The following is a 21,405-nucleotide window of genomic DNA, read 5'->3' as shown; positions in this document are numbered from 1 at the left end:
AATGGGTATGTAGACCGCCCGCCGGAACAGGAGGGCCCACCCAAAGGGTGATGGTGACGTCGGGAACGACCGCCCCTGACAGCCCGTTCGGGCGAGGGGAAGCGGGCGCGCCACACGCGTGCAGAACGAACCCAATATTGTCTGCACGCCGACAACGCCCACCTTTGCACAGGGCGGCGAGCGGGAACAAGCGATCCCGGATTTTCCCCTAATGCGGCACGGCCGCGAATATTGACCAAATGTCAGCGAGCCCGCGCCAAAAGAAATTCGGAAACCCGGCGACCCGACCTTCCGTCCCGAAGTCTCCACAATGGGAGCGCTCTCATGCGCTCATCCGAGCACCTTTCCGCACGGAATTCCTGGTCCGCCCGGAGCCGGCCGTCGTGAGCACGCCGGACCACGGCGACGGGCGGCCCGGTCGCGGTGGCCGGGGCGTCGCCCGCTCGGGGCCGTCGGCGCCGCGGCCGCTCGTACGCGTCAGTGACCGCTGATCGCCCGGGGCGTGTACGGCTGTTCCAGCTCCTCGGTCTCCTTGTCCGAGAGCTCCAGGTCGAGCGCGGCGACCGCGTCCTCGATGTGCGCCGCCCTGCCGGCGCCCACGATGGGCGCGGTCACGGTGGGGCGCGTCAACAGCCAGGCGAGCGCGACCGTGGCGCGCGGCACCCCCCGCCCGGCGGCGACGCGCGTGACCGCGTCGACGATCCCGCGGTCGCCGTCCTGGTACAGGTTCCGGCCGAACCGGTCGCCCCGGCTGCGTTCGGTGGACGTGTCCCAGTCACGGGTGAGCCGGCCGCGGGCCAGCGGGCTCCACGGCAGGACGCCGACACCCTGGTCGGCGCAGAGCGGCAGCATCTCGCGCTCCTCCTCGCGGTAGAGGAGGTTGTAGTGGTTCTGCATGGAGACGAAACGAGTCCAGCCGTGCAGCGTGGCCGTGTACTGGGCCTTGGAGAACTCCCACGCGTACATCGAACTCGCCCCGAGGTAACGGGCCTTGCCCGCCTTGACCACGTCGTGCAGCGCCTCCATCGTCTCCTCGACGGGGGTGCGGCGGTCGAATCGGTGGATCTGGTAGAGGTCGATGTAGTCGGTGCCGAGGCGGCGCAGACTGTTGTCGACCTCCGTCATGATCGCCTTGCGGGACAGTCCACGGCCGTTGGGGCCCTCGTGCATCGCGCCGTTGACCTTGCTGGCGATGACGATCTCGTCGCGGCGCGCGAACTCGCCGAGCGCCCGTCCGACGATCTCCTCGCTGGTGCCGTCCGAGTACACGTTCGCCGTGTCGAAGAAGGTGATCCCGGCCTCCAGGGCCTGGCGGATCAAGGGGCGCGAGGCCTCCTCGTCGAGGGTCCACTCGTGGACGCCCCGGTCGGGCAGGCCGAAGCTCATGCAGCCAAGGCAGATCCGGGACACGTCCAGACCCGTCGAACCGAGCTTCACGTACCGCATGCTCACTCCTGCTCTCGCTGCCGGTGGGGGTGGGGCGGGGAGATCCGAGGACCCATCCCTGCCCGCCGGGGGCACCCGACAGCCCTACTCCACAGGCGCTTCTACGTCGTCGTACACCCGCGCCGACGCGATCAGGCCATCGCCGCCCCGGGCGCAGACCGCGAGGCCCGGCTGCGGGGGCAGAGCGGCGCCGCCCCAGCGGTCGACGACGTACTCGAACGCGGTGCGGGTGCCGTCCTCGGTCACGGTGCACAGGGTGAGCGGGATGCCGCCGCCCGCGGAGAAGAAGGCGTCGTGGAGTTCGGTCAGCTCCTTGGTCCCCGTGTACCGGCGCGCGTCGGCGGCCGGCCCCCGGAAGGACCCGTCCGGCCCGAACGCGGCGACGACGGCCGCGGTGTCCCCCGCGCCGAGGGCGGCCAGGTAGGCGCCCACCACGTCGGAGGCGTGCGCCGACGGGTCGGGCGGCGTCATCGGTCGGCGCACGACGTGCCGGCCGAGCAGCGGCAGCCGGGAGTGGTGGATCCGCACCGGCAGCGCGGAGGCGAGGTCCACCACGGCGGCCACGGGCAGTCCGACGCGCTCGCCCTCGTCACTCTCCAGATGGACGACCCACTCCCCCACGGCCCGCCGCTCGCCGAGCGTGGTGGCGACCTCCTCGATCTCCGCCTTCCGTTCCGCCCTCCAGGTGTCCTGTACGGCCAGCCAGGCCGCCAGGACGGCGACACCGCTGATCCGGCCGGCCTCCGGGTCGTCGAGGGCGACGGGTACGGTGGCCGTCGCCGGGTCGCGCAGGGCGTCGGCGAGCTCGGCGGCGCCGAGCCGGTCGACGAGGTCGGGGATCTGCGGGATCCAGACCATGGGGACTCCTGGGCCGTACGGAGTGGTCGACTTCGATCGTGTGCCCGTACGGGCCCCGGCGCGACCCCAGCGGGCGGGAGAACCCGCCCGTACGGCGTCGCCGGGGCACCCGCTCAGCGCTCTGTCCGAATCCCGCCGGACGCGAGGCCGCGCAGGGCGCACTGTCGAGGGTGAACACGCTGTGAGAACTCGGAAAGGACCGACCGATGACGGTCTACACGACCATGGACAGCCCGCTCGGCCGACTGCTGCTGGTGGGTGAGGAGTCGACCACCGCCAAGGGCGGCACCGCGCTCGCCGCGCTGTCCGTGCCGGACCAGAAGTACGGCGCGGTCGTCCAGACCGGCTGGCGGGAGGACGCGGACGCCTTCCGGGAGATCGTCGCCCAGCTGAGCTCGTACTTCGACGGCCGGCTGACCGCCTTCGACATCGAGTACGTGACGAGCGGCAGCGACTTCCAGCGGCGCGTCTGGAAGGCCCTGGAGACCATCCCGTACGGCACCACGGTCAGCTACGGGGAGGTCGCCGCGCGGATCGGCGCGTCCAGGGCCGCGGTCCGTGCCGTCGGTACGGCGATCGGGGCGAACCCGCTGCTGATCGTCCGCCCCTGCCACCGCGTGATCGGCGCGAGCGGGGCGCTCACCGGCTACGCCGGGGGCCTGGAGCGCAAGCGACAGCTCCTGGACCTGGAGGACGTGCCGTCCTGACCGGCGCGGGCACGTCCCCGCACGCCGTCCTGACCGGCGTGGGCGCGTACCTGCCGGTCGTCCGGGCATCGACCCGGACGGCCTTCCGGGTCCCGCCCGTCGCGCCCGGGTAGCGGGACCGGGCACGGCCTAGAATCGTGGGGTTTGCCCTGCCCCCTGCCCCCGACGGCCGGGCCGCGGCCCACCGGACCGCGACCCGGGCCGCCCCAGGAGTCCCGCCGATGCCCAGCCCCGACGGCCGCCCCCACGACTCGTACGTCCGCGTCCGCGGCGCCCGGGAGCACAATCTGCGGGGTGTCGACGTCGACATCCCGCGGGACCTCCTCGTGGTGTTCACCGGGGTGTCGGGGTCCGGGAAGTCGTCGCTGGCCTTCGGCACGATCTACGCGGAGGCGCAGCGGCGGTACTTCGAGTCGGTCGCCCCCTACGCGCGGCGGCTGATCCATCAGGTGGGGGCGCCGAGGGTCGGTGAGATCACCGGGCTGCCGCCGGCGGTGTCCCTCCAGCAGCGCAGGTCGGCGCCGACCTCCCGGTCCTCCGTGGGCACGGTCACCAATCTGTCCAACTCGCTGCGGATGCTGTTCTCGCGCGCGGGCCGGTATCCGGCGGGCGCCGAGCGGCTCGACTCGGACGCGTTCTCGCCGAACACGGCCGCGGGGGCGTGCCCCGAGTGCCACGGCCTCGGCCAGGTCCACCGTACGACGGAGGAGTTGCTGGTCCCCGATCCGGAGCTGTCGATCCGCGAGGGCGCGATCGCCGCCTGGCCGGGGGCCTGGCAGGGCAAGAACCTGCGGGACATCCTCGACACGCTCGGCCACGACGTGGACCGGCCCTGGCGCGAACTGCCCGCCGGGGAGCGGGAGTGGATCCTGTTCACGGACGAGCAGCCGGTGGTCACCGTGCATCCGGTACGCGAGGCCGAACGGATCCAGCGCCCCTACCAGGGCACGTACATGAGCGCCCGGCGCTATGTCATGAAGACCTTCTCCGACACGAAGAGCGCCACCCTGCGGGCCAAGGCGGAGCGATTCCTCGCCGCCGCTCCCTGCCGGGTGTGCGGCGGCGCCAGGCTGCGGCCCGAGGCACTGGCGGTGACGTTCGCGGGGCGCACCATCGCCGAGCTGGCCGCGCTGCCGCTGGTCGATCTCGCGAAGTCCCTCACGGCCGACTCCGAGACCGCCCGCGTCCTCACCGAGGACCTCGCCGCCCGTATCGCGCCGGTCATGGAGCTCGGACTCGGCTACCTCAGCCTCGACCGGGCCACTCCCACCCTCTCGGCGGGCGAACTGCAACGGCTGCGCCTGGCGACGCAGTTGCGCTCCGGGCTGTTCGGCGTGGTGTACGTCCTCGACGAGCCGTCCGCCGGACTGCACCCGGCGGACACGGAGGCCCTGCTCACGGTGCTGGAGCGGCTGAAGGCGGCGGGCAACTCGGTGTTCGTCGTGGAGCACCACTTCGATGTCGTGCGCGGCGCGGACTGGCTGGTCGACGTGGGACCGCTGGCGGGGGAGCACGGCGGGCAGGTCCTGCACAGCGGGCCGGTCGCCGCGCTGGAGGGTGTGCCGGAGTCCGCGACGGCACGGTTCCTCTTCGACCGCTCCCCCGCACCGGCGCGCCCGGTGCGCACGCCCCGGGGACGGGTGTCGGTCGGTCCGGTGACCCGGCACAATCTGCGCGGGGTCACCGCCGAGTTCCCGCTCGGTGTGTTCACCGCGGTCACCGGGGTCTCCGGCTCCGGGAAGTCCACGCTGATCGGCGAGTTGACCGAGGACCTGGCGGGCGTCGGACGGCTGGTCGGTGTCGACCAGAAACCCATCGGCCGTACGCCCCGCTCCAATCTCGCCACCTACACCGGGCTGTTCGACGTCGTGCGCAAGGTGTTCGCCGGGACGAAGGAGGCCACGGCCCGCGGCTACGGCGCGGGGCGCTTCTCCTTCAACGTGGCCGGAGGGCGCTGCGAGACCTGTCAGGGCGAGGGCTTCGTCAGTGTGGAGCTGCTGTTCCTGCCCAGCACCTACGCCCCGTGCCCGGACTGCGGCGGCGCGCGCTACAACCCCGAGACCCTCGAAGTGACGTACCGGGGACGGAACATCGCGCAGGTCCTGGATCTCACGGTCGAGGCGGCGGCGCGGTTCTTCGCCGACACGGACGCCCCGGCCGTCACCCGCAGCCTCGGCACCCTGCTCGACGTGGGCCTCGGCTATGTGCGGCTCGGCCAGCCCGCCACGGAGTTGTCGGGCGGCGAGGCCCAGCGCATCAAGCTGGCGAGCGAGTTGCAGCGGATCCGCCGGGGGCACACCTTCTATCTCCTCGACGAGCCGACGACGGGACTGCACCCTGCCGATGTCGAGGTGCTGACGGGCCAGTTGCACGGGCTCGTGGACGCCGGCCACACCGTCGTGGTGGTGGAGCACGACATGACGGTGGTGGCGGGCGCCGACTGGGTGATCGACCTGGGCCCGGGCGGGGGTGACGAGGGAGGCCGGATCGTGGCCGCCGGTCCCCCCGAGCGGGTGGCCACGGCGACCGGCCGGACGGCGCCCTACCTCGCCCGGGCACTCGGCGGGCGCCGCTAGGCCGGCTCGGACCGTGTCGCGATGCCCCAAATAGCCCTCGAAACAAGGGAGTTGGGGCTGCACCATGGTATCGGGGAAAGACCGGGACAGGGGGGCGGAGCGGTGGGCATGGGGTACGAAAGGCTGCCTCGCGAGTACCGGTTGAAGCGGTCCCGGATGCATCTGTTCCTCTGGGTGATCGCTGTGGGCACGGTGAGCGTGGCGCTGACGCTGCTGAGCGCGGACGATCTGCCCACCTCGTTCACGTACCCCTTCCTCGTCGCGTGGGTGGCGCTCATGGGCTGGCTCTTCTACGCCACCCTGCGCTGTTCCACCACGGCGGACCTCAAGGCGATCCACGTACGCGCCATGGTCAGGCGGCGCCGGCTGGCCTGGGAGGACATCCAGGGCATCAGGGCCGAGCCGAATCCTGGCGCGGCGTTGCAGGAGAACGCGCCCGATGTGCTGGTCCATGCCTTCGGCCGGGACGGCAAGAAGGTGCTGCTGCCCTTCCTCGACGACGTGCACGTGAACGTGGAGCGCGAGGTCGCGGTACTGCTGGAGGCCTGGGAGGAACTCCGCGGCGAGGACTGGGCGCCCGTCCCCGAGGCCACCGCCCGCGTCGAACGGCACGACGCCCGCCGCGGCGCGATGCTGAACGGCTTCGCCATCACGATGCTGGCCTTCGTCCCGCTGACGGTGCTGATGCTGCTGCCGCTCTTCGTGGACATGCCCGGTTGGCTGGAGTCGGTACTGCAGCCGCTCGTGGTGCTGGGTCTCGGCCTGCCGCTGGTCTTCGCGCTGACCGCGATCACCACGTACCGCCGTCGGATGCGGGACGGCTGAGCCACGCGCTCCCCGGCGCGGCACCGATGCCCTCCGGCGGTCTCGTTCCGCCCCGCCCGTGTGCTCGGGCGGCTCCGGTGGCGGAACCCCTGGATCTCAGGGGCCCGCCCCGGAACACGAACCGGCTCTCAGAGATGCGCCCCGGGGCCTGAGCCGGGATCGCCCGCGGAGGCCTGTGCCGCCTCGGCGAGGGACCGGCGGTCGGGGTGGCTGCCCGCCGGGAACGGGGGCCGCAGGCTCACCTCGGCCACCAGGCCGCGCGCCGACACCACACGCCACAGCGAGGCGAGCAGCGAGTCCTCGCCGACGAACGCGGGCGCGGTGCTCGCCGCCCCGTCGGCGAACCGGTACCGGATCCGCACCGGCTGGACCGGCACACCGGCGTCCAGCGCGGCCTGGAACAGGGCCCTGCGGTAGCGACCGTGGGCACGGCCGCACCAGGTGCTGCCCTCGGGGAACGCGGCGACGGCCGAGCCGCCGCGCAGGGTCGCGGCGATCCGCTCCACCGTGCCGGGCAGGGCCCGCAGCCGGTCGCGGTCGATGAAGAGCGTGCCGCCGCCGGCCGCCAGCGCGCCCGCCACGGGCCAGTCGCGCACCTCGGTCTTGGCGACCATCCGTGCCGGGCGGACGGCGGCCAACAGCGGGATGTCCAACCACGAGATGTGGTTGGACACGATCAGCATCCCGCCGACGGGCCGGGCGGTTCCGGTGATCCGCGTGCGGACCCCGGCCGTGCGCACCAGGGCCAGGCACCAGCGGCGGATGCACCGGTCCCGTCGCTCCGCCCGCAGCCGTGCGATCAGCGGGATCAGGGCGACCCCGAGGACGACCACGGCCAGCAGCGTGGCCAGCCGCAGGACAGCGCGCGGTACGCCTGTCCAGGGCCGCCCGGACTCCACGCAGTCGCGCGGCGAGCAGGGTGCGGTGGGCAGCCAGGCACTGGCCGCCCGGACGGGGCCGGCGGCGGGCCGCCGCGGCGCGGGGACGGTACCGGCGGCCGGCCGCGGCGCCGGGGCGGTTCCGGGGAGCAGCCCCGTTCCCTGCCCTCCGCCGAACCGGGGACGGCGGAGGGCAGGGAGACGCGGCGCTCCGGTGCGGGCCGTGCTCATCAGGCGGGGACGAGCGAGAGGAAGTGGCGGAGGTAGCGCGGGTTGACCCGGCTCATTGACAGCAGCACGTACATGTCGGCGACGCCGAAGTCCGTGTCGTGCGCGGGCTCGCCGCACACCCAGGCGCCGAGGCGCAGATAGCCGCGCAGCAGCGGGGGCAGTTCGGTGCGCGCGGGCCGGGCGACGCCCTCCGCGCTCCAGGGCAGCAGCGGGCGGACCCGGAACTCCTCGGGCGCCAGGTGCTTGGCCACCACCCGGTCCCAGGTGCCCGCGGCGAGCGCGCCACCGTCGGCGAGCGGTATGGAGCAGCAGCCGGCGAGCCATTCGTGGCCGCCGTCGATCATGTAGCGGGCTATCCCGGCCCAGATCAGGCCGATGACCGCGCCGTCGCGGTGGTCGGGGTGGACGCAGGAGCGGCCGACCTCGACCAGCCCGGAGCGGATTCCGGCCAGCGGTCCGAGGTCGAACTCGCTCTCCGAGTAGAGCCGTCCGGCGATCGCGGCGCGCTCGGGCGGCAGCAGCCGGTAGGTGCCGACGACCTGGTCCGTCTCCGTGTCGCGGACCAGCAGGTGGTCGCAGTACGCGTCGAAGGCATCGATGTCGAGGCCGGGCTGCGGGGTGTTCAGGAGGGCGCCCATCTCCCCGGCGAAGACGTCGTGTCGCAGGCGCTGCGCGGCCCGGACATCGGCCTCGTCGCGGGCCAGGGTGACGGTGTAGCGGGTGGGGGCGACGGGCTGGGTCGGGCTGTCGAGGGTGGAAACGCCGGTCATGGCACTCTCCTGGTCACGGGCCGGTTCGGCGGAGGGGGTACCCCCCTGCTCGAACGGAATTGAGAGCTTGGGGGAGGCAGGCCGGATCCGAACGGTCTGCGCGCTCCTGTTCTTCCGACGCCGGTTGGCGTACGCGTGACCACTGCCAGGAGGGCGGATGTGAGGATGTTGAATGACAGGGGTGCCCTGAAAAGCAAGACGGGACCGGGTATGAGCACCACACCCGGTCCCGCCCGTCCGCACCGTACGGCGAACGACTTTATGCCTAACGCTTGCCCGCCTTGCGGGTGGCGCGCAGCCACTCCTTGTTCATGCCGGTGATGGAGAACAGCGGGATGCCCTTCGGGCAGGCGGTGGCGCACTCCCCGGTGAGGGTGCACCCGCCGAAGCCCTCCCCGTCCATCTGCCCCACCATGTCGAGCACCCGGGTCTCCCGCTCGGGGGCGCCCTGCGGCAGCACGTTCAGGTGGTTGATCTTGGCCGAGGTGAACAGCATCGCGGCGCCGTTCGGGCAGGCCGCCACGCAGGCGCCGCAGCCGATGCACTCCGCGTGCTCGAAGGCGAAGTCGGCGTCGGGCTTGGGGACGGGAGTGGCGTGCGCCTCGGGCGCGGCGCCGGTCGGGGCGGTGATGTAGCCGCCGGCCTGGATGATCCGGTCGAAGGCGGAGCGGTCGACGACGAGGTCCTTGACGACCGGGAAGGCGGCGGCCCGCCACGGCTCGACGTCGATGGTGTCGCCGTCGCGGAAGGAGCGCATGTGGAGCTGGCAGGTGGTGGTGCGCTCGGGTCCGTGGGCGTCGCCGTTGATGACGAGGCTGCACGCGCCGCAGATGCCCTCGCGGCAGTCGTGGTCGAAGGCGACGGGGTCGTCGCCCGCGAGGATGAGGTCCTCGTTGAGGGTGTCGAGCATCTCCAGGAAGGACATGTCGGAGGAGATGCCGTCCACCTCGTACGTGGACATCGCTCCGTCGGCGTCGGCGTTCTTCTGCCGCCAGACGCGCAGGGTGAGCTTCATGCGTAGCTCCGCTGGGTGGGGTGGACGTACTCGAAGACCAGGTCTTCCTTGTGCAGGACGGGCGCGGCGCCGGTGTCGGTGAACTCCCAGGCGGCCGCGTACGAGAACTCCTCGTCCCGGCGGGCCGCCTCGCCGTCGGGGGTCTGGGACTCCTCACGGAAGTGGCCGCCGCAGGACTCGGCGCGGTGCAGCGCGTCGAGGCACATCAGCTCGGCGAGTTCCAGGTAGTCGACGATCCGGTTGGCCTTCTCCAGAGACTGGTTGAACTCCTCGCCGGTGCCGGGCACCTTGATGCGCCGCCAGAACTCCTCGCGGATCTGGGGGATGCGCTCCAGGGCCTTGCGCAGGCCGCTCTCCGTGCGGGCCATCCCGCAGAACTCCCACATGAGTTCGCCGAGTTCGCGGTGGAAGGAGTCGGGTGTGCGGTCGCCGTCGACGGCGAGCAGGAGCCGCAGCCGGTCCTCGGTGTCGGCCAGCACCTCCTGGACAGCGGGGTGTTCGTCGTTCAGCTCGTCGTCGGTGGTGCGGTGCGGGTTGCGGGCGAGGTAGTCGTTGATGGTCGACGGCAGGACGAAGTAGCCGTCGGCGAGTCCCTGCATGAGGGCGGAGGCGCCGAGCCGGTTCGCGCCGTGGTCGGAGAAGTTGGCCTCGCCGATGGCGAACAGGCCGGGGACGGTGGTCTGGAGGTCGTAGTCGACCCACAGTCCGCCCATCGTGTAGTGCACGGCGGGGTAGATCCGCATGGGCACGGTGTACGGGTCCTCGGCGGTGATCCGGGCGTACATGTCGAAGAGGTTGCCGTACTTCTCCTCGACCGCGTTGCGGCCCATCCGCCGGACGGCGTCGGCGAAGTCGAGGTAGACGCCCTGGCCGCCGGGGCCCACTCCCCTGCCCTCGTCGCAGACGTTCTTGGCGGCGCGGGAGGCGATGTCGCGGGGCACGAGGTTGCCGAAGGAGGGGTAGACGCGCTCCAGGTAGTAGTCGCGCTCGTCCTCGGGGATCTCGTTCGGCGGGCGGGTGTCGCCGTGCGCCTCGGGAACCCAGATACGGCCGTCGTTGCGCAGCGACTCGCTCATCAGTGTGAGCTTGGACTGGTGGTCGCCGGTGCGCGGGATGCAGGTGGGGTGGATCTGGGTGAAGCAGGGGTTGGCGAAGTACGCGCCGCGCCGGTGGGCCCGCCAGATCGCGGTGGCGTTGGAGTTCATGGCGTTCGTCGAGAGGTAGAAGACGTTGCCGTAGCCGCCGCTCGCCAGGACGACGGCGTCCGCGAAGTAGGTGTCGATCCGGCCGCTGACCAGGTCGCGGGCGACGATGCCACGGGCCTTCCCGTCGACCACGATCAGGTCCAGCATCTCGGTGCGCGGATGCATCTCGACGTTCCCGGCGGCGATCTGCCGGGACAGCGCCTGGTAGGCGCCGAGCAGGAGCTGCTGGCCGGTCTGGCCGCGGGCGTAGAAGGTGCGGGAGACCTGGACGCCGCCGAAGGAGCGGGTGTCGAGCAGGCCGCCGTACTCGCGCGCGAACGGCACCCCCTGGGCCACGCACTGGTCGATGATCTCGACCGAGATCTGCGCCAGGCGGCGGACGTTGGACTCGCGCGCCCTGAAGTCGCCGCCCTTGACGGTGTCGTAGAAGAGCCGGTGCACGGAGTCGCCGTCGTTGCGGTAGTTCTTCGCGGCGTTGATGCCGCCCTGCGCGGCGATCGAGTGGGCCCGGCGCGGGGAGTCCTGGTAGCAGAACTGGACGACGTGGTAGCCCTGTTCGGCGAGGGTGGCGCCCGCGGAGCCGCCCGCGAGGCCGGTGCCGACGACGATCACGGTGTGCTTGCGGCGGTTGGCCGGGTTGACCAGCTTGGCCTCGAACCGGCGCCTGTCCCAGCGCTCTTCGACCGGGCCGGCCGGAGCCTTGGTGTCGGCGACCGGCTCCCCGGTCGTGAAGTGGGCGTATTCAGCGGTCATTTCAGCTCACCACTCCGGTCATGACGCCCACGGGTACGGCGATGAAGCCCGCCGTGAGCAGCAGCGCGAGGACGTTCGCGATGGTCTTCAGGGCGCGGTCGCGGGTGCGGCTGCCTGCCCCGAGGGTCTGGGCGGCGCTCCAGAAGCCGTGCCGGATGTGCAGGCCGAGCGCGAGCATCGCGACGATGTAGACGGCATTGCCGTACCAGGTGGAGAAGGTGTCCACGACGTTCTGGTAGGGGTGGCCCTCCTGGAAGCCGCCGGAGTGCACGGTGCCGGTGGTCAGGTCGAGGAGGTGCCAGACGATGAACAGGCCGAGGATGATCCCGCCCCAGCGCATCGTGCGGGTGGCGTAACTCGCGCCGCGCTTCCTGTGCACGTACTTGCTCGGCCGGGCCCGGATGTCACGGCGGCTGAGCTGGTACGCGGACGTGGCGTGCGCGACCACGGCGACGACCAGCACCACGCGGATCAGCCACAGCGTCCACTCGTAGTGCATGAAGGGTTCGCCGACGGTGCGCAGCCAGTGGGCGTAGTGGTCGAACTCGCCCGCGCCGAAGTAGATCTTCAGGTTCCCGATCATGTGGGCGACCAGGTAGAGCAGCATGATCAGGCCGCTGACGGCCATCACGGTCTTCTTGCCGACGGAGCTGTCCCACACGGTGCGCGCCATGGACGGCCGTCGGTCCGTCCGCGTTGCCAGAGCCATGGGAAGAGACGGTAGGCCGCGGTGAACTGATCGGTCCAAGACATGAAGCGGCTGGTTTCCATAGACCTGAGCTATCGTCGAAGGGTGCAGTTCCACCAGCTCCAGTACTTCGTGGCCGTCGCGGAGACCCGGCACTTCACCCGGGCCGCCGAACTGGTGCATGTCGCGCAGCCCTCGCTGTCGCAGCAGATCAAGTCGCTGGAGCGGGAGTTGGGGGCCGATCTGTTCCTGCGGGCGCGCGGGAACATCACGCTGACCGACGCGGGCGAGGCACTTCTGCCGCTCGCCCGGCGCATCCTCGCCGACACGGACACGGCCCGGCACGAGGTGCAGGAGCTGGCACAGCTGCGCAGCGGCCGGGTGCGGCTCGGCGCGACCCCGAGTCTGTGCACCGGTCTGCTTCCCGACGTGCTGCGCGCCTTCCACGACCGCTATCCGGGCATCCGGCTGCTGATCGAGGAGGGCGGCTCGCACGATCTCGTACGGGAACTCGCGCGCGGCGCCCTCGACCTCGCCCTGGTCGTCCTGCCGCTGCCCACCCCGTCCCCCGCGCTGACCACGGTGGAGCTGCTGCGCGAGGACCTGGTGGTGGTGTCGTCACCGGAGGCCCCGGCGCCCGGCGGTGGCGGCGGCCGGGGCACGGTGCGTGTCGCCGATCTGGAGGGCGAGCGTCTTGTGATGTTCCGGCACGGCTACGACCTGCGGGAACTGACCGTCGCCGCCTGTCGCGCCGAGGGCTTCGAGCCCGACTTCGCGGTCGAGGGCGGTGAGATGGACGCGGTTCTCGGCTTCGTCCGGGCGGGCCTCGGCGTGGCCGTCGTACCGCGCATGGTGGCCGCGCGGTCCGGGCCGGGGCTGCGGGTGACTCCGTTGGCCCCGCCCGGACTCGAGCGGACCATCGCGCTGGCGCACCGCAGCGATGTGGCACCGCCCCGGGCGGCCCGGGAACTCCAGCGGATGCTGCTGGAACGCTGAGGGCGGGCCGCCCCGGGCTCACCAGGTCGGGATGAGGCCGCCGTCGATGACGAAGTCGCTGCCGGTGATGTTGCGCGCGCGGTCCCCGGCGAGGAAGAGAACGAGGTCGGCCACCTCCGACGGCTCCGAGAAGCGGCCGGTGACGCTCTGGCCGGAGGCCTGGGCGACCACGTCGTCAGGGGTGAGCCCGGCGGCGGCCGAGACGGTGGCGGCCACTCCCCCGCCGCCGAGCCACAGGTCGGTCTTCACCGGACCGGGGCTCACCGTGTTGACGCGGATGCCCTTCGGGCCGACCTCCTTGGACAGGGCCTTGGAGAACGCGACCAGGGCGGCCTTGCCCGCGCTGTAGTCGATGACCAGGGGGTCGGGCAGCGTGGCGTTCACCGAGGCGATCGTCACGACCGAGCCCTGTCCGGCGGCCAGCATCGACGGCAGGGCCGCACGGGTGACCCGTACGGCCGTGAGCAGGTTCAGGTCGACGGTGCGCCGCCAGTCCTCGTCGGTGACCGACAGGAAGCCACCGGTATGGGCGGGGGCCGTACCCACGTTGTTGACCAGGACGTCGATGCGCCCGCCCGCCGCCTCGACGAGCCTCCCGGCGGCGTCGGGTTCGGCGAGGTCGACCGGCACCCAGGTCACGTTCCCCTTCCCGGCCAGGGTGTCCAGGCCCGCCGAGGTGCCACGGGAGCCGGCGATCACCGTCGCGCCCGCTCCGGCCAGCGCCTCCGTGACCGCGAGTCCGATGCCCTTGCTGGCTCCGGTGACGACGGCCGTCCTGCCCTGAAGTTCGGTGCTCATCCGCCTCAGCTCCATCGGTAAGAGGTACCTCCTGCCAGTGAGGCACAGGGACTGCCGGAGGCGCGAGGCGTCCCGTGGGCCGCCGGGGCCCGGTGAGGCGGAGGACGCCGACGGATCCGGGACGCGGTGCGTCCCGGATTCCGGCGGCGGTGCGCGGCGCGTCCCCGTTCCGGGAGGCCGCGCCAAGGCGCTCAGCCGACCGCGTCGACCAGCGCCAGCTCGTGCAGCCGCTCCGGCGGCCCCGGACGGGCGTAGTACCAGCCCTGGGCCGTGTCACAGCCCAGTATCCGCAGCTGTTCGGCCTGCGCGCCGGTCTCCACGCCCTCGACCGTGACCGCCAGGTCGAGACTGTGGGCGAGGGACACGATGCCCTCGACGATCTTCAGGTCGACCGGATCCGCCGGGAACTGCTGCATCCCCTGGGTGAAGGACCGGTCCAGCTTGAGGATGCTGACCGGCAGACGACGGAGGTTGGCCAGGTTCGAGTAACCGGTGCCGAAGTCGTCGAGCGCGATGTCGACGCCCATCTCGGCGAGCCTGCGCAACGGCTTGAGCAGATCGTCGTCCGCGCCGATCAGCGCGGACTCGGTGACCTCCAGGCACAGCGCCCGGGCGTCGAGACCCTCACGCTCCAGGATGTCGACCGTGTCCTGGACCAGGCCGGGATGGGTCAGCTGGCACGGCGAGAGATTGACGTTGACGCGCAGCGGGCCGGCGGCGGAGTGCCGTTCCTGCCAGCTGCGGGCCTGGCGCACCGACTGCTCCAGGACCCAGCGGCCGAGCGGCACGATCAGTCCGGTGTGCTCGGCGAGGGGGATGAAGCGGTCCGGTCCGAGGACACCGTGCTGCGGGTGCAGCCAGCGCACCAGCGCCTCCGCGCCCTGCACACTGCCGTCGCCGAGGTGCACCAGCGGCTGGTACTCGATGAAGAACTCGCCCCGGTCCAGGGCGGCCGGGAGCGCGGTGGTGAGTCCGTTGCGGGTGATGGCGCGGGCGTCGGCCTCGGGGTCGGCCAGCTCGAAGCGGTTGCCGCCCGCGGACTTGGCCCGGTACATCGTGATGTCGGCGCTGCGCAGCACCTCGGCGGCGCCGCGCTCCCCGGCGGGGCCCTCGACGACGCCGACGCTGCCCCGCACGGTCAGGTCACGGCCGTCGACGCTGATCGGGGTGACGAGCGCGTTCATGATGCGTCCGGCCAGTTCGTCGACCTCGCGCTCGGTGTCCGGACCGGTGGTGAGGGCCACGAACTCGTCGCCGCCCAGCCTGGCGACCATCTCGCCGGGGGCCGTCGCGCAGGACTGGAGGCGGTCGGCGACCTCGACGAGCAGCCGGTCGCCGGCCGCGTGCCCGAGGCTGTCGTTGATGGTCTTGAAGCCGTCGAGGTCGAGGTAGCAGAGCCCGAAGCGCTGTCCCTCCCCCGCGGCCAGCGCCTTCTCCAGCCGCTCGAAGAACAGGGTCCGGTTGGGCAGTCCGGTCAGCGCGTCGTGGGTGGCCTCGTAGCGCAGCCGCAGATTGAGCAGCCGCCGCTCGGTGGTGTCCTCCATCAGCGCGAGCTGGTACTGGGGTTCGCCGTCCGCGTCGCGCAGGAGCGAGACCGTCAGGTTGGTCCACAGGGCGGTGCCGTCGGGGCGGTAGAACGCCTTCTCCACGTGGTAGTGCTCGCGTTCACCGCGCACCAGCTCCTCGTACAGCCGCCACACCTGAGGGCCGTCCTCGGCGTGTGTCCATTCGAAGACCCGGCGCCCCCGCATGGTCTGTTCCGAGCCGCCGAACATGCGCAGCAGGGCTCCGTTGACCTGGAGGATGTTGCCTTCGAGGTCAGCGATGCCGATGCCTATGGCCGCGCCCTCGAACACCGCGCGGAAGCGGGCCTCACTGTAGTGCAGCGCCTCGGCGACGGCGCTGCGCGCGGTCAACGCCGCCTGCGAGATGGCCTGTTGCTCGGCGAGGGTCCGCTCCCGAAGCGCCTCGGCGTACCCGGCGGCGATGGCGTGCTGGAGCCGTGCGGAGCGGGTGCGCAGCGCTTCCTTGGGCCCGTCCTCACCGCAGTAGAGCACCAGGTAGGCGTCGACGCAGTCGAGGGCCCGGCTGAGAGCCTCGGGGTCGGTGCAGTGTGCGGCGACGAGTGCGGCGCCGACGCCGCGCCCCTCGGCCGCTTCGAAGGTCCTGGCCCGCAGGGCCTCGCTCAGACGTCTCGCGAGCGGCAGCAGTTGTTCCTCGAACTCCGGCCGGGTCAGCGAGGTGGAGGTGACGGGGAAGACCGCCCGGCTCCAGATCGTCGCGAAACGGCGCAGTCTGTCCTCCGGCCCGTCCGGCTCGGCGCTCACGCCGTGCGTCCCACGCCGCCGAACCCGGAGAAGGAATAGGGATCCTCGTCCTCGGATGCCGTGTCGGGCCGCCAGTCCGGCATCGGCACCAGTCCGGGTTCCACCATGTCGTACCCCTCGAAGAACCGCGCGATCTCCTCGCGCGTGCGCATGATCAGCGGGTTGCGGATGTCCTTGTACACGTCGACCGTGCCCTCGGCCTGCTCCCGTGAGAGCGGAATGCCCTCGAACGAGGCATGCGTGACGACGAGCATGCTTCCCGGCGCGAGGGCGTCGCGCAGTTCGGCCACCGCCCGGTACGGGTCGTCCGCGTCTTCCACGAAGTGAAGTATGGCAACGAGAAGCAACGCGACCGGCCGGTTCAGGTCGATCAGCCGCTGAACCGGGTGACTCACCAGGATTTCCTGGGGCTTGAGGAGGTCCGCTGCGACGACGTCCGCGTCCTCGTTGCCCCGCAGCACGGCCTGGCTGTGTGCGACGGCAACCGGGTCGTGGTCGACGTAGACGACCCGTGCGCCGGGGCGGGCGGCCTGGGCGATCTCGTGGACGTTGCCGAACGTGGGGATGCCGGAGCCGATGTCGAGGAACTGGTCGATGCCCTCGCCGGCCGCGTAGCGGACCGCCCGGCGCATGAACGCCCGGTTCGCCTGCATGACCTTGGGGAGGCCCGGCATGAACTCCATCGCCTTGCGCGCCGCTTCCCGGTCGACCTCGAAGTTGTGCGAACCGCCCAGGTAGTAGTCGTATATCCGGGACACGCTCGGCACTGAGATGTCAATGCTGCGAGGGGCCCAGGCGGGACGCTCCATCTATCTCTCCAAGGCGTAGGCGACGGCACGGACGATCCGGTGTTCGAGCAGAGGCTACTGATCGCCCGCCAAAGGAGCGAGTCAAACCGGAAATTGACCGTCCGTTCCCGGTCACTGCCTCAGGCACGTGCCGAATTGGCATCTGCGAACGTATACCGCGAACGCCACTCACCGCCCCCGCGAAATCGTTCCGAAGCATTCCAAAAAGCTCGGCGGGGTCACGAAGCGTGGCCAAGTCCCCTGTCGCGCAGCGGCGTTCTTTCACATCCGGGCCGCCGACCGGATCTTTCACGTTCCGGCGACGGCCGGAATCCTTCGCCCGCACCCGGGGAGCACAAGGGTCCGCCCCCTCCGGTGGAGGGGGCGGACCCTGGGCGGCGCGTTCGTTCGGGCGAGCCGGTCAACCGTGGGGTGTTGACGCCCTACTCGGCCGCGCCGACCGGCTTTCCGTCGGGCGAGACGGCGTACCAGGTGCCGCCGACTCCCTGACCGTTGGTGTCGCCGGGAGCACTGTCACCGGAGAAGGTGTAGATCGGCCAGCAGTTGACCGACATCTGCTTCACGCCGTCGGGGCGCGTGAAGGGCATCAGACCCTTCTTCTTGACGCCCTTGGTGTCGTCCTCGGAGACCGGGGCGACCGCGGGCCACTTCTCCAGGCAGGCACCGACGCAGGCCGACTTCGAGACGGGCCAGGCCTGGTCCTTCATGAAGCGGTAGACGGTCATGCCGTTCTTGTCGACGACGATGTCGCCGAGCTTCGGGTCCTTGCGGACCGACAGACCGGGGAGGGAGGCCAGGGTGGCCTTCTTGCCGTCGGGCGCCGAGGCGAACCAAGTGCCGCCCACGTTCTGGCCGTTGGTGTCACCGGCCTTGGTGTCCTTGGCGTACCGGTACATGGGCCAGCCGCCTATGGTCAGCTGCTTCGTGCCGTCGGTCCGGGTGACCTCGCCGAGCAGTGCCTTGTCCACACCGGTGGCGGCTTCCGCGCCCTCGGCGGGCACGGGCGGCCAGGCGGTCGCGCAGGCACCGTCACAACTCGACTTCGGCGGCTCGGCGGTGTCCTTGTCGAAGCGGTAGAGAGTGAACCCGGAGCCGTCGGTCAGCACCTTGCCGAGCTTGACGCTCTCGGTCACGGCCAGCGCGCCCGCGACCCCCGGCTTCGCGGCCGCACTCTCCTTGGAATCGGCTCCGTAGCCGTTGCCGGCATCGGCACCGGCACCGGCGGTGGTGCTGGTCCCGTAACCGCCCGCCGCCGAGGTGGCGCCCACGTTCTGGGCACCCGTCGAAGTTGCGTTTTCCTGACCACACGCCGTCGTGAGCGCCAGCACGGCCGCAGCTGACGCTACGAGTGAGGCGCTCCGCCAGGAGGTCTTCATTGGTAACTCCCGCTGTTCGCATAAGTTTTGCAGCGCCCTGCAGCGCCGCGCATGGCCCTAGGTACGGGCGGGAGGTGCAGGAGTGTTCAAACGGGCCTCAAATTTCTTTCGGAAGACTGTGCGGCGGTCGACGCGGATCGCCCACATGTTCGATCAATGCCCACGGTTCCCGGCCTCACGCGTCAGCCACCGAGGGCCGGAGGTACCCAATTCGTGGCCAATCCAGGACACTTCGGCGTGACCCGGCCCCTCGCGCCCCATGATCTTGGTCGTGCACGCACCCCAGCGGAATCGATCCGCCCTCGTCATACGGGTACTGGCGCTGACGGCGCTCACCTGGCTCCTCGTCGGCGCACCGAGCGGAACGGCCACGGCCGACGCCTGCGCGTACGCCTCGACGGGCCCGGACGGCGACGGGATCACCGCGGTGGCCGTGGCGGGCGACGGGGCGGTCGCCGTCGTCGGACACACCGTCCGGTGTCCGGCCCCGACCCCTGCCCCGACCCCGCCCTGCCCGCCGACGCCCACGCCGACCCCGCCGGCCCCCGAGCCCCCTCCGCCGCCGAAGCCCGAGCCGACACCGAAGCCCGAGCCGACACCGAAGCCGGCCCCACCGCCTCCGCCCACCCACGCACCGAAGCCCGCGCCTCCACCACCACCGCCTCCGCCTCCGCCCCCACCGCCGCCTCCACCGGCGCCGAGGCCCGTGCCGCCGCGGCCCGCTCCGGTCGTGGCACCGAGACCCACGCCGAAGCCCGCACCGACACCGAGCGCGCGTCCCGCTCCGGCGCCGGTTCCGGTCAGTTATCCGGCGTACCGCACCCCGCCGCACAAGCACGCGCCCCGCGGCGGTCCGTCACTGGTCTCGTTCACCCTGCTCATCACCGCGCCCGCGGTGCTCGCCGTCGCCGCGCTGCGCCCGCGCTGACCCCTGGAGGCACACTTTGTCGGATTGGCTTGTTCTCACCCTCGCGATGGCGGCCGCGTGCCTGGTGGTCCTCGTCGTGACCCTCGTACGCCATCGCAGGGCCAGTGAGGACGAGGACCCCACCGAGACGCCGGACGTCATCGAGTACATGACGATGATGATCGGCGTGGTGTACGCCATCGTCCTCGGACTGGCCATCGCCGGTGTCTGGGAGGCCCGCGGCGGCGCCCAGAACCAGGTGCAGAGCGAGGCGCAGGCCCTGCACGAGATCTCCGAACGGGTCCGGGTCTACCCGCCCGACGTCCGCGACCGGATCCGCGGTGACGTCGACGCGTACGTCCACCACGTGGTCACCACCGAGTGGAAGGCCATGGCCGAGCAGGGCCGGGTGACCTCGGAGGGCGGCCGGCTCCTCGACCGGGTCCGGCACGACGTCACCGACTATCAGCCGAAGTCGGACTTCGAGGCGCAGGCCTACCAGCCGCTCCTCGACCAGGTGACGGCGGCCGACACCGCGCGCAGCGCCCGCGCCGACTCCACGGGGGCGACCATGCCGGGGGTGGTGTGGTTCGGGCTGATCACCGGCGCCGTGGTCACGGTCGGGATGATCTTCGCGCTCCAGATCCGGCGCACCGCCCGGGAACTGATCCTGGCCGGGCTGTTCTCCGCCCTGATCGCGTTCCTGCTGTTCCTGATCTGGGACTTCGACGCGCCCTACAGCCGCGGGATCACGGCGTCGACGGAGCCCTTCACGGCGCTGTTCCCACAACTTCCCGGGTGACGCGCCCCCCGGGGACCTTCCGTGGGCGGGGGGGCGGGCGCCACGCCGTGCGCGTCCCCCGTCCGCACGCACGGCGTCCCCCGAACGGCCCACACAATTGCCCCGTTCGCGCTACTGGGATCGCGCCCCTGTTCGCCCTTTCCTAGCGTTCCGATCATCGAGGTGCATTTCCGGCGCAAGCGGAATAGGTCCGCAGCAAGGCTCCTCGGGGACCTGGAGGCTCACCATGCGCGCGATACGCGTCGCTTCGGCCGCACTGCTGGGCATGACAGCCCTGACCTTCGCCGCACCCGTCGCGTCCGCCGGCGACGGGGACCACGGACTCACCCCGATCACCCCGTTCGCCTTCAGCGTGCAGCCGTCGACCGTCGCCGCCGGCGGCCAGGTGTCGCTGCTCCTGAAGCGGGACGGCGGGTGCAGGGGAACCGCCACGGTCACCTCCGGGGTCTTCGACACCGTCACCATCCCGCCGGGGCAGTCCTCGGCCACCGCCATGGTCGACTGGGACGCCAGACCCGGGGCCGTGTACGACGTGACGTTCTCGTGCGGCGGAGCGAGCGGCAGCACCGGTCTCACGATCACCGGCGGCCGGTCGCCGGTCACTCCGACCCCGGTACCCCTGCAGCGGGGCGTCCGGGCCGGTGTCGGCGGCAGTGCCGGCGGTTTCGACCTGAAGCAGATCGGGATGGGCACGGCGCTCATCGCCGGTTCGGTCGGCGCCGCCTGGTACCTGTCCCGTCGGCGCACTCCCTCCGACGAGACCTGACGCAACGGCACAGCCCTTCACCCCGGACCCGGTCGGGCGGGCCCGGAGCGAAGGGCTGTCACGTGCGGCCCGCGTGGCGGACGGCCGGCCTCCGAAGGGGGCGGGACCGGCCGCTCGCCGGCGGAACGGTCAGATGTGCCGCTCCGACCTGCGCCGCATCCAGAACACCCCGCCGCCGACGGCCGCCGCGGCCACCAGACCGCCGCCGATCGCCATGTCGGTGGGCGTGGCACCGGTGGTGCTGCTGCCGCCGAGGCCGCCGCGCACACCGCCGATGACGGTGAAGGCGGCCGGGCGGGTCAGCGGGCCCGTCCCGTCGCAGTTGACGGTGATGTCGTACGAGCCGGGAGCGGCGTCCTGGTTGATGGTGGCCGTACCGCTGGACGACTCGTTGCGGCTGCCCAGGAGCGGCGAGAGTCTCGCCTGACGGAAAGCGGGAGAGGTCATCGTGCCTCCCCTCGGGCACCCGTCGACGGTCACGGTGAGCTGGCCGCCACGGGCGATGACACTGGGCATCGCGACAATGTTGCTGGGCGTGTTCCACGCCGCGGCCATCGGGGCGGCGAGCCCCACGGCGGCGACCGCGGCGGCGGACACCGCCAGGGCACGAGTAGTACGCATGTGATCCTCCGCGGGGGCGCCCCGGGAACCGTCCCCGGTGGATCGGCGAGA

The 21,405-nt window shown here is 71.7% G+C and carries 19 protein-coding genes; 7 read left to right on the top strand and 12 right to left on the bottom strand.

The annotated features are described in order from the left end of the window. Positions 1-477: 477 nt before the first annotated feature. Positions 478-1,446, bottom strand: a complete 969-nt coding sequence (locus tag OG410_RS36255) for an aldo/keto reductase (protein WP_329303012.1) — start codon at positions 1,444-1,446, stop codon at positions 478-480. Positions 1,447-1,530: 84 nt separating this feature from the next. Beyond that, on the bottom strand, positions 1,531-2,304 hold the full coding sequence (locus OG410_RS36250; RefSeq protein WP_329303011.1) for a nuclear transport factor 2 family protein: 774 nt from the start codon (positions 2,302-2,304) through the stop codon (positions 1,531-1,533). A gap of 206 nt (positions 2,305-2,510) precedes the next feature. Between OG410_RS36250 and OG410_RS36245 the strand changes: the two genes are divergently transcribed. The 3 genes from OG410_RS36245 (at position 2,511) to OG410_RS36235 (ending at position 6,412) form a co-directional block, all read left to right on the top strand. Next, positions 2,511-3,011: a methylated-DNA--[protein]-cysteine S-methyltransferase gene (locus OG410_RS36245; RefSeq protein ID WP_329303010.1), complete on the top strand. Its 501-nt coding sequence runs from the start codon at positions 2,511-2,513 to the stop codon at positions 3,009-3,011. A 221-nt stretch (positions 3,012-3,232) separates the two neighbouring features. Continuing rightward, positions 3,233-5,587 (top strand): excinuclease ABC subunit UvrA, encoded by a 2,355-nt coding sequence (locus OG410_RS36240; protein WP_329303009.1) that lies wholly within the window; start codon positions 3,233-3,235, stop codon positions 5,585-5,587. Between the two features lie 108 nt (positions 5,588-5,695). Next, complete coding sequence (locus OG410_RS36235; protein ID WP_329303008.1) at positions 5,696-6,412, top strand: PH domain-containing protein; 717 nt, start codon at positions 5,696-5,698, stop codon at positions 6,410-6,412. Between the two features lie 128 nt (positions 6,413-6,540). Here OG410_RS36235 and OG410_RS36230 read toward each other — a convergent pair whose 3' ends face one another. The 5 genes from OG410_RS36230 to OG410_RS36210 form a co-directional block, all read right to left on the bottom strand. Next, positions 6,541-7,521: a lysophospholipid acyltransferase family protein gene (locus tag OG410_RS36230; protein ID WP_329303007.1), complete on the bottom strand. Its 981-nt coding sequence runs from the start codon at positions 7,519-7,521 to the stop codon at positions 6,541-6,543. After that, entirely contained in the window at positions 7,521-8,291 is a 771-nt protein-coding gene (locus OG410_RS36225) for a GNAT family N-acetyltransferase (protein ID WP_329303006.1), read from the bottom strand. Before OG410_RS36225 ends, OG410_RS36230 begins: the two co-directional genes overlap by 1 nt. Before the next feature lie 265 nt (positions 8,292-8,556). Next, the gene (locus OG410_RS36220; RefSeq protein ID WP_329303005.1) at positions 8,557-9,306 is read right to left on the bottom strand and encodes a succinate dehydrogenase/fumarate reductase iron-sulfur subunit; all 750 of its coding nucleotides are present in this window, start codon (positions 9,304-9,306) and stop codon (positions 8,557-8,559) included. Further along, on the bottom strand, positions 9,303-11,264 hold the full coding sequence (locus OG410_RS36215; protein ID WP_329303004.1) for a fumarate reductase/succinate dehydrogenase flavoprotein subunit: 1,962 nt from the start codon (positions 11,262-11,264) through the stop codon (positions 9,303-9,305). The genes OG410_RS36220 and OG410_RS36215 overlap by 4 nt, the downstream gene beginning before the upstream one ends. Position 11,265: 1 nt before the next feature. Beyond that, positions 11,266-11,937, bottom strand: a complete 672-nt coding sequence (locus OG410_RS36210; protein ID WP_329304378.1) for a succinate dehydrogenase — start codon at positions 11,935-11,937, stop codon at positions 11,266-11,268. 120 nt (positions 11,938-12,057) lie between these two features. Between OG410_RS36210 and OG410_RS36205 the strand changes: the two genes are divergently transcribed. Beyond that, complete coding sequence (locus OG410_RS36205; RefSeq protein ID WP_329303003.1) at positions 12,058-12,948, top strand: LysR family transcriptional regulator; 891 nt, start codon at positions 12,058-12,060, stop codon at positions 12,946-12,948. A gap of 18 nt (positions 12,949-12,966) precedes the next feature. Here OG410_RS36205 and OG410_RS36200 read toward each other — a convergent pair whose 3' ends face one another. The 4 genes from OG410_RS36200 to OG410_RS36185 form a co-directional block, all read right to left on the bottom strand. Continuing rightward, on the bottom strand, positions 12,967-13,746 hold the full coding sequence (locus OG410_RS36200; RefSeq protein WP_329303002.1) for an oxidoreductase: 780 nt from the start codon (positions 13,744-13,746) through the stop codon (positions 12,967-12,969). A 191-nt stretch (positions 13,747-13,937) separates the two neighbouring features. Next, positions 13,938-16,073, bottom strand: coding sequence for a putative bifunctional diguanylate cyclase/phosphodiesterase (locus OG410_RS36195; protein ID WP_329303001.1), 2,136 nt, complete (start codon positions 16,071-16,073; stop codon positions 13,938-13,940). After that, the gene (locus OG410_RS36190) at positions 16,070-16,882 is read right to left on the bottom strand and encodes an SAM-dependent methyltransferase (RefSeq protein ID WP_329303000.1); all 813 of its coding nucleotides are present in this window, start codon (positions 16,880-16,882) and stop codon (positions 16,070-16,072) included. The genes OG410_RS36195 and OG410_RS36190 overlap by 4 nt, the downstream gene beginning before the upstream one ends. A 422-nt stretch (positions 16,883-17,304) precedes the next feature. Further along, the gene (locus OG410_RS36185) at positions 17,305-18,258 is read right to left on the bottom strand and encodes an SCO0930 family lipoprotein (protein WP_329302999.1); all 954 of its coding nucleotides are present in this window, start codon (positions 18,256-18,258) and stop codon (positions 17,305-17,307) included. Between the two features lie 730 nt (positions 18,259-18,988). On the opposite strand from OG410_RS36185, the gene OG410_RS36180 reads away from it, so the two are divergent. The 3 genes from OG410_RS36180 to OG410_RS36170 all read left to right on the top strand — a co-directional run bounded on the left by OG410_RS36180 (position 18,989) and on the right by OG410_RS36170 (position 20,733). Further along, the gene (locus OG410_RS36180) at positions 18,989-19,186 is read left to right on the top strand and encodes a hypothetical protein (RefSeq protein ID WP_329302998.1); all 198 of its coding nucleotides are present in this window, start codon (positions 18,989-18,991) and stop codon (positions 19,184-19,186) included. 16 nt (positions 19,187-19,202) lie between these two features. Beyond that, a complete protein-coding gene (locus OG410_RS36175) occupies positions 19,203-19,967 on the top strand; it encodes a bestrophin-like domain (RefSeq protein WP_329302997.1) in 765 nt (254 codons plus the stop codon). 226 nt (positions 19,968-20,193) lie between these two features. Next, a complete protein-coding gene (locus tag OG410_RS36170; protein WP_329302996.1) occupies positions 20,194-20,733 on the top strand; it encodes a hypothetical protein in 540 nt (179 codons plus the stop codon). Positions 20,734-20,862: 129 nt separating this feature from the next. Here OG410_RS36170 and OG410_RS36165 read toward each other — a convergent pair whose 3' ends face one another. Further along, a complete protein-coding gene (locus OG410_RS36165) occupies positions 20,863-21,354 on the bottom strand; it encodes a hypothetical protein (RefSeq protein ID WP_326784185.1) in 492 nt (163 codons plus the stop codon). Between the last annotated feature and the right edge of the window lie 51 nt (positions 21,355-21,405).

The sequence above is a fragment of the Streptomyces sp. NBC_00659 genome (genome assembly GCF_036226925.1).
Classification (GTDB): domain Bacteria; phylum Actinomycetota; class Actinomycetes; order Streptomycetales; family Streptomycetaceae; genus Streptomyces.
Note: the sequence above shows the minus strand (reverse complement) of the source record. Positions and strands in the feature narration are given on the sequence as shown.

Coding starts and splice junctions, on each gene's coding strand:
- OG410_RS36255 (WP_329303012.1), bottom strand. CDS start 1,446: ATGCGGTACGTGAAGCTCGGTTCGACGGGTCTGGACGTGTCCCGGATC.
- OG410_RS36250 (WP_329303011.1), bottom strand. CDS start 2,304: ATGGTCTGGATCCCGCAGATCCCCGACCTCGTCGACCGGCTCGGCGCC.
- OG410_RS36245 (WP_329303010.1), top strand. CDS start 2,511: ATGACGGTCTACACGACCATGGACAGCCCGCTCGGCCGACTGCTGCTG.
- OG410_RS36240 (WP_329303009.1), top strand. CDS start 3,233: ATGCCCAGCCCCGACGGCCGCCCCCACGACTCGTACGTCCGCGTCCGC.
- OG410_RS36235 (WP_329303008.1), top strand. CDS start 5,696: ATGGGGTACGAAAGGCTGCCTCGCGAGTACCGGTTGAAGCGGTCCCGG.
- OG410_RS36230 (WP_329303007.1), bottom strand. CDS start 7,521: ATGAGCACGGCCCGCACCGGAGCGCCGCGTCTCCCTGCCCTCCGCCGT.
- OG410_RS36225 (WP_329303006.1), bottom strand. CDS start 8,291: ATGACCGGCGTTTCCACCCTCGACAGCCCGACCCAGCCCGTCGCCCCC.
- OG410_RS36220 (WP_329303005.1), bottom strand. CDS start 9,306: ATGAAGCTCACCCTGCGCGTCTGGCGGCAGAAGAACGCCGACGCCGAC.
- OG410_RS36215 (WP_329303004.1), bottom strand. CDS start 11,264: ATGACCGCTGAATACGCCCACTTCACGACCGGGGAGCCGGTCGCCGAC.
- OG410_RS36210 (WP_329304378.1), bottom strand. CDS start 11,937: ATGGCGCGCACCGTGTGGGACAGCTCCGTCGGCAAGAAGACCGTGATG.
- OG410_RS36200 (WP_329303002.1), bottom strand. CDS start 13,746: ATGAGCACCGAACTTCAGGGCAGGACGGCCGTCGTCACCGGAGCCAGC.
- OG410_RS36190 (WP_329303000.1), bottom strand. CDS start 16,882: ATGGAGCGTCCCGCCTGGGCCCCTCGCAGCATTGACATCTCAGTGCCG.
- OG410_RS36185 (WP_329302999.1), bottom strand. CDS start 18,258: ATGAAGACCTCCTGGCGGAGCGCCTCACTCGTAGCGTCAGCTGCGGCC.
- OG410_RS36170 (WP_329302996.1), top strand. CDS start 20,194: ATGCGCGCGATACGCGTCGCTTCGGCCGCACTGCTGGGCATGACAGCC.
- OG410_RS36165 (WP_326784185.1), bottom strand. CDS start 21,354: ATGCGTACTACTCGTGCCCTGGCGGTGTCCGCCGCCGCGGTCGCCGCC.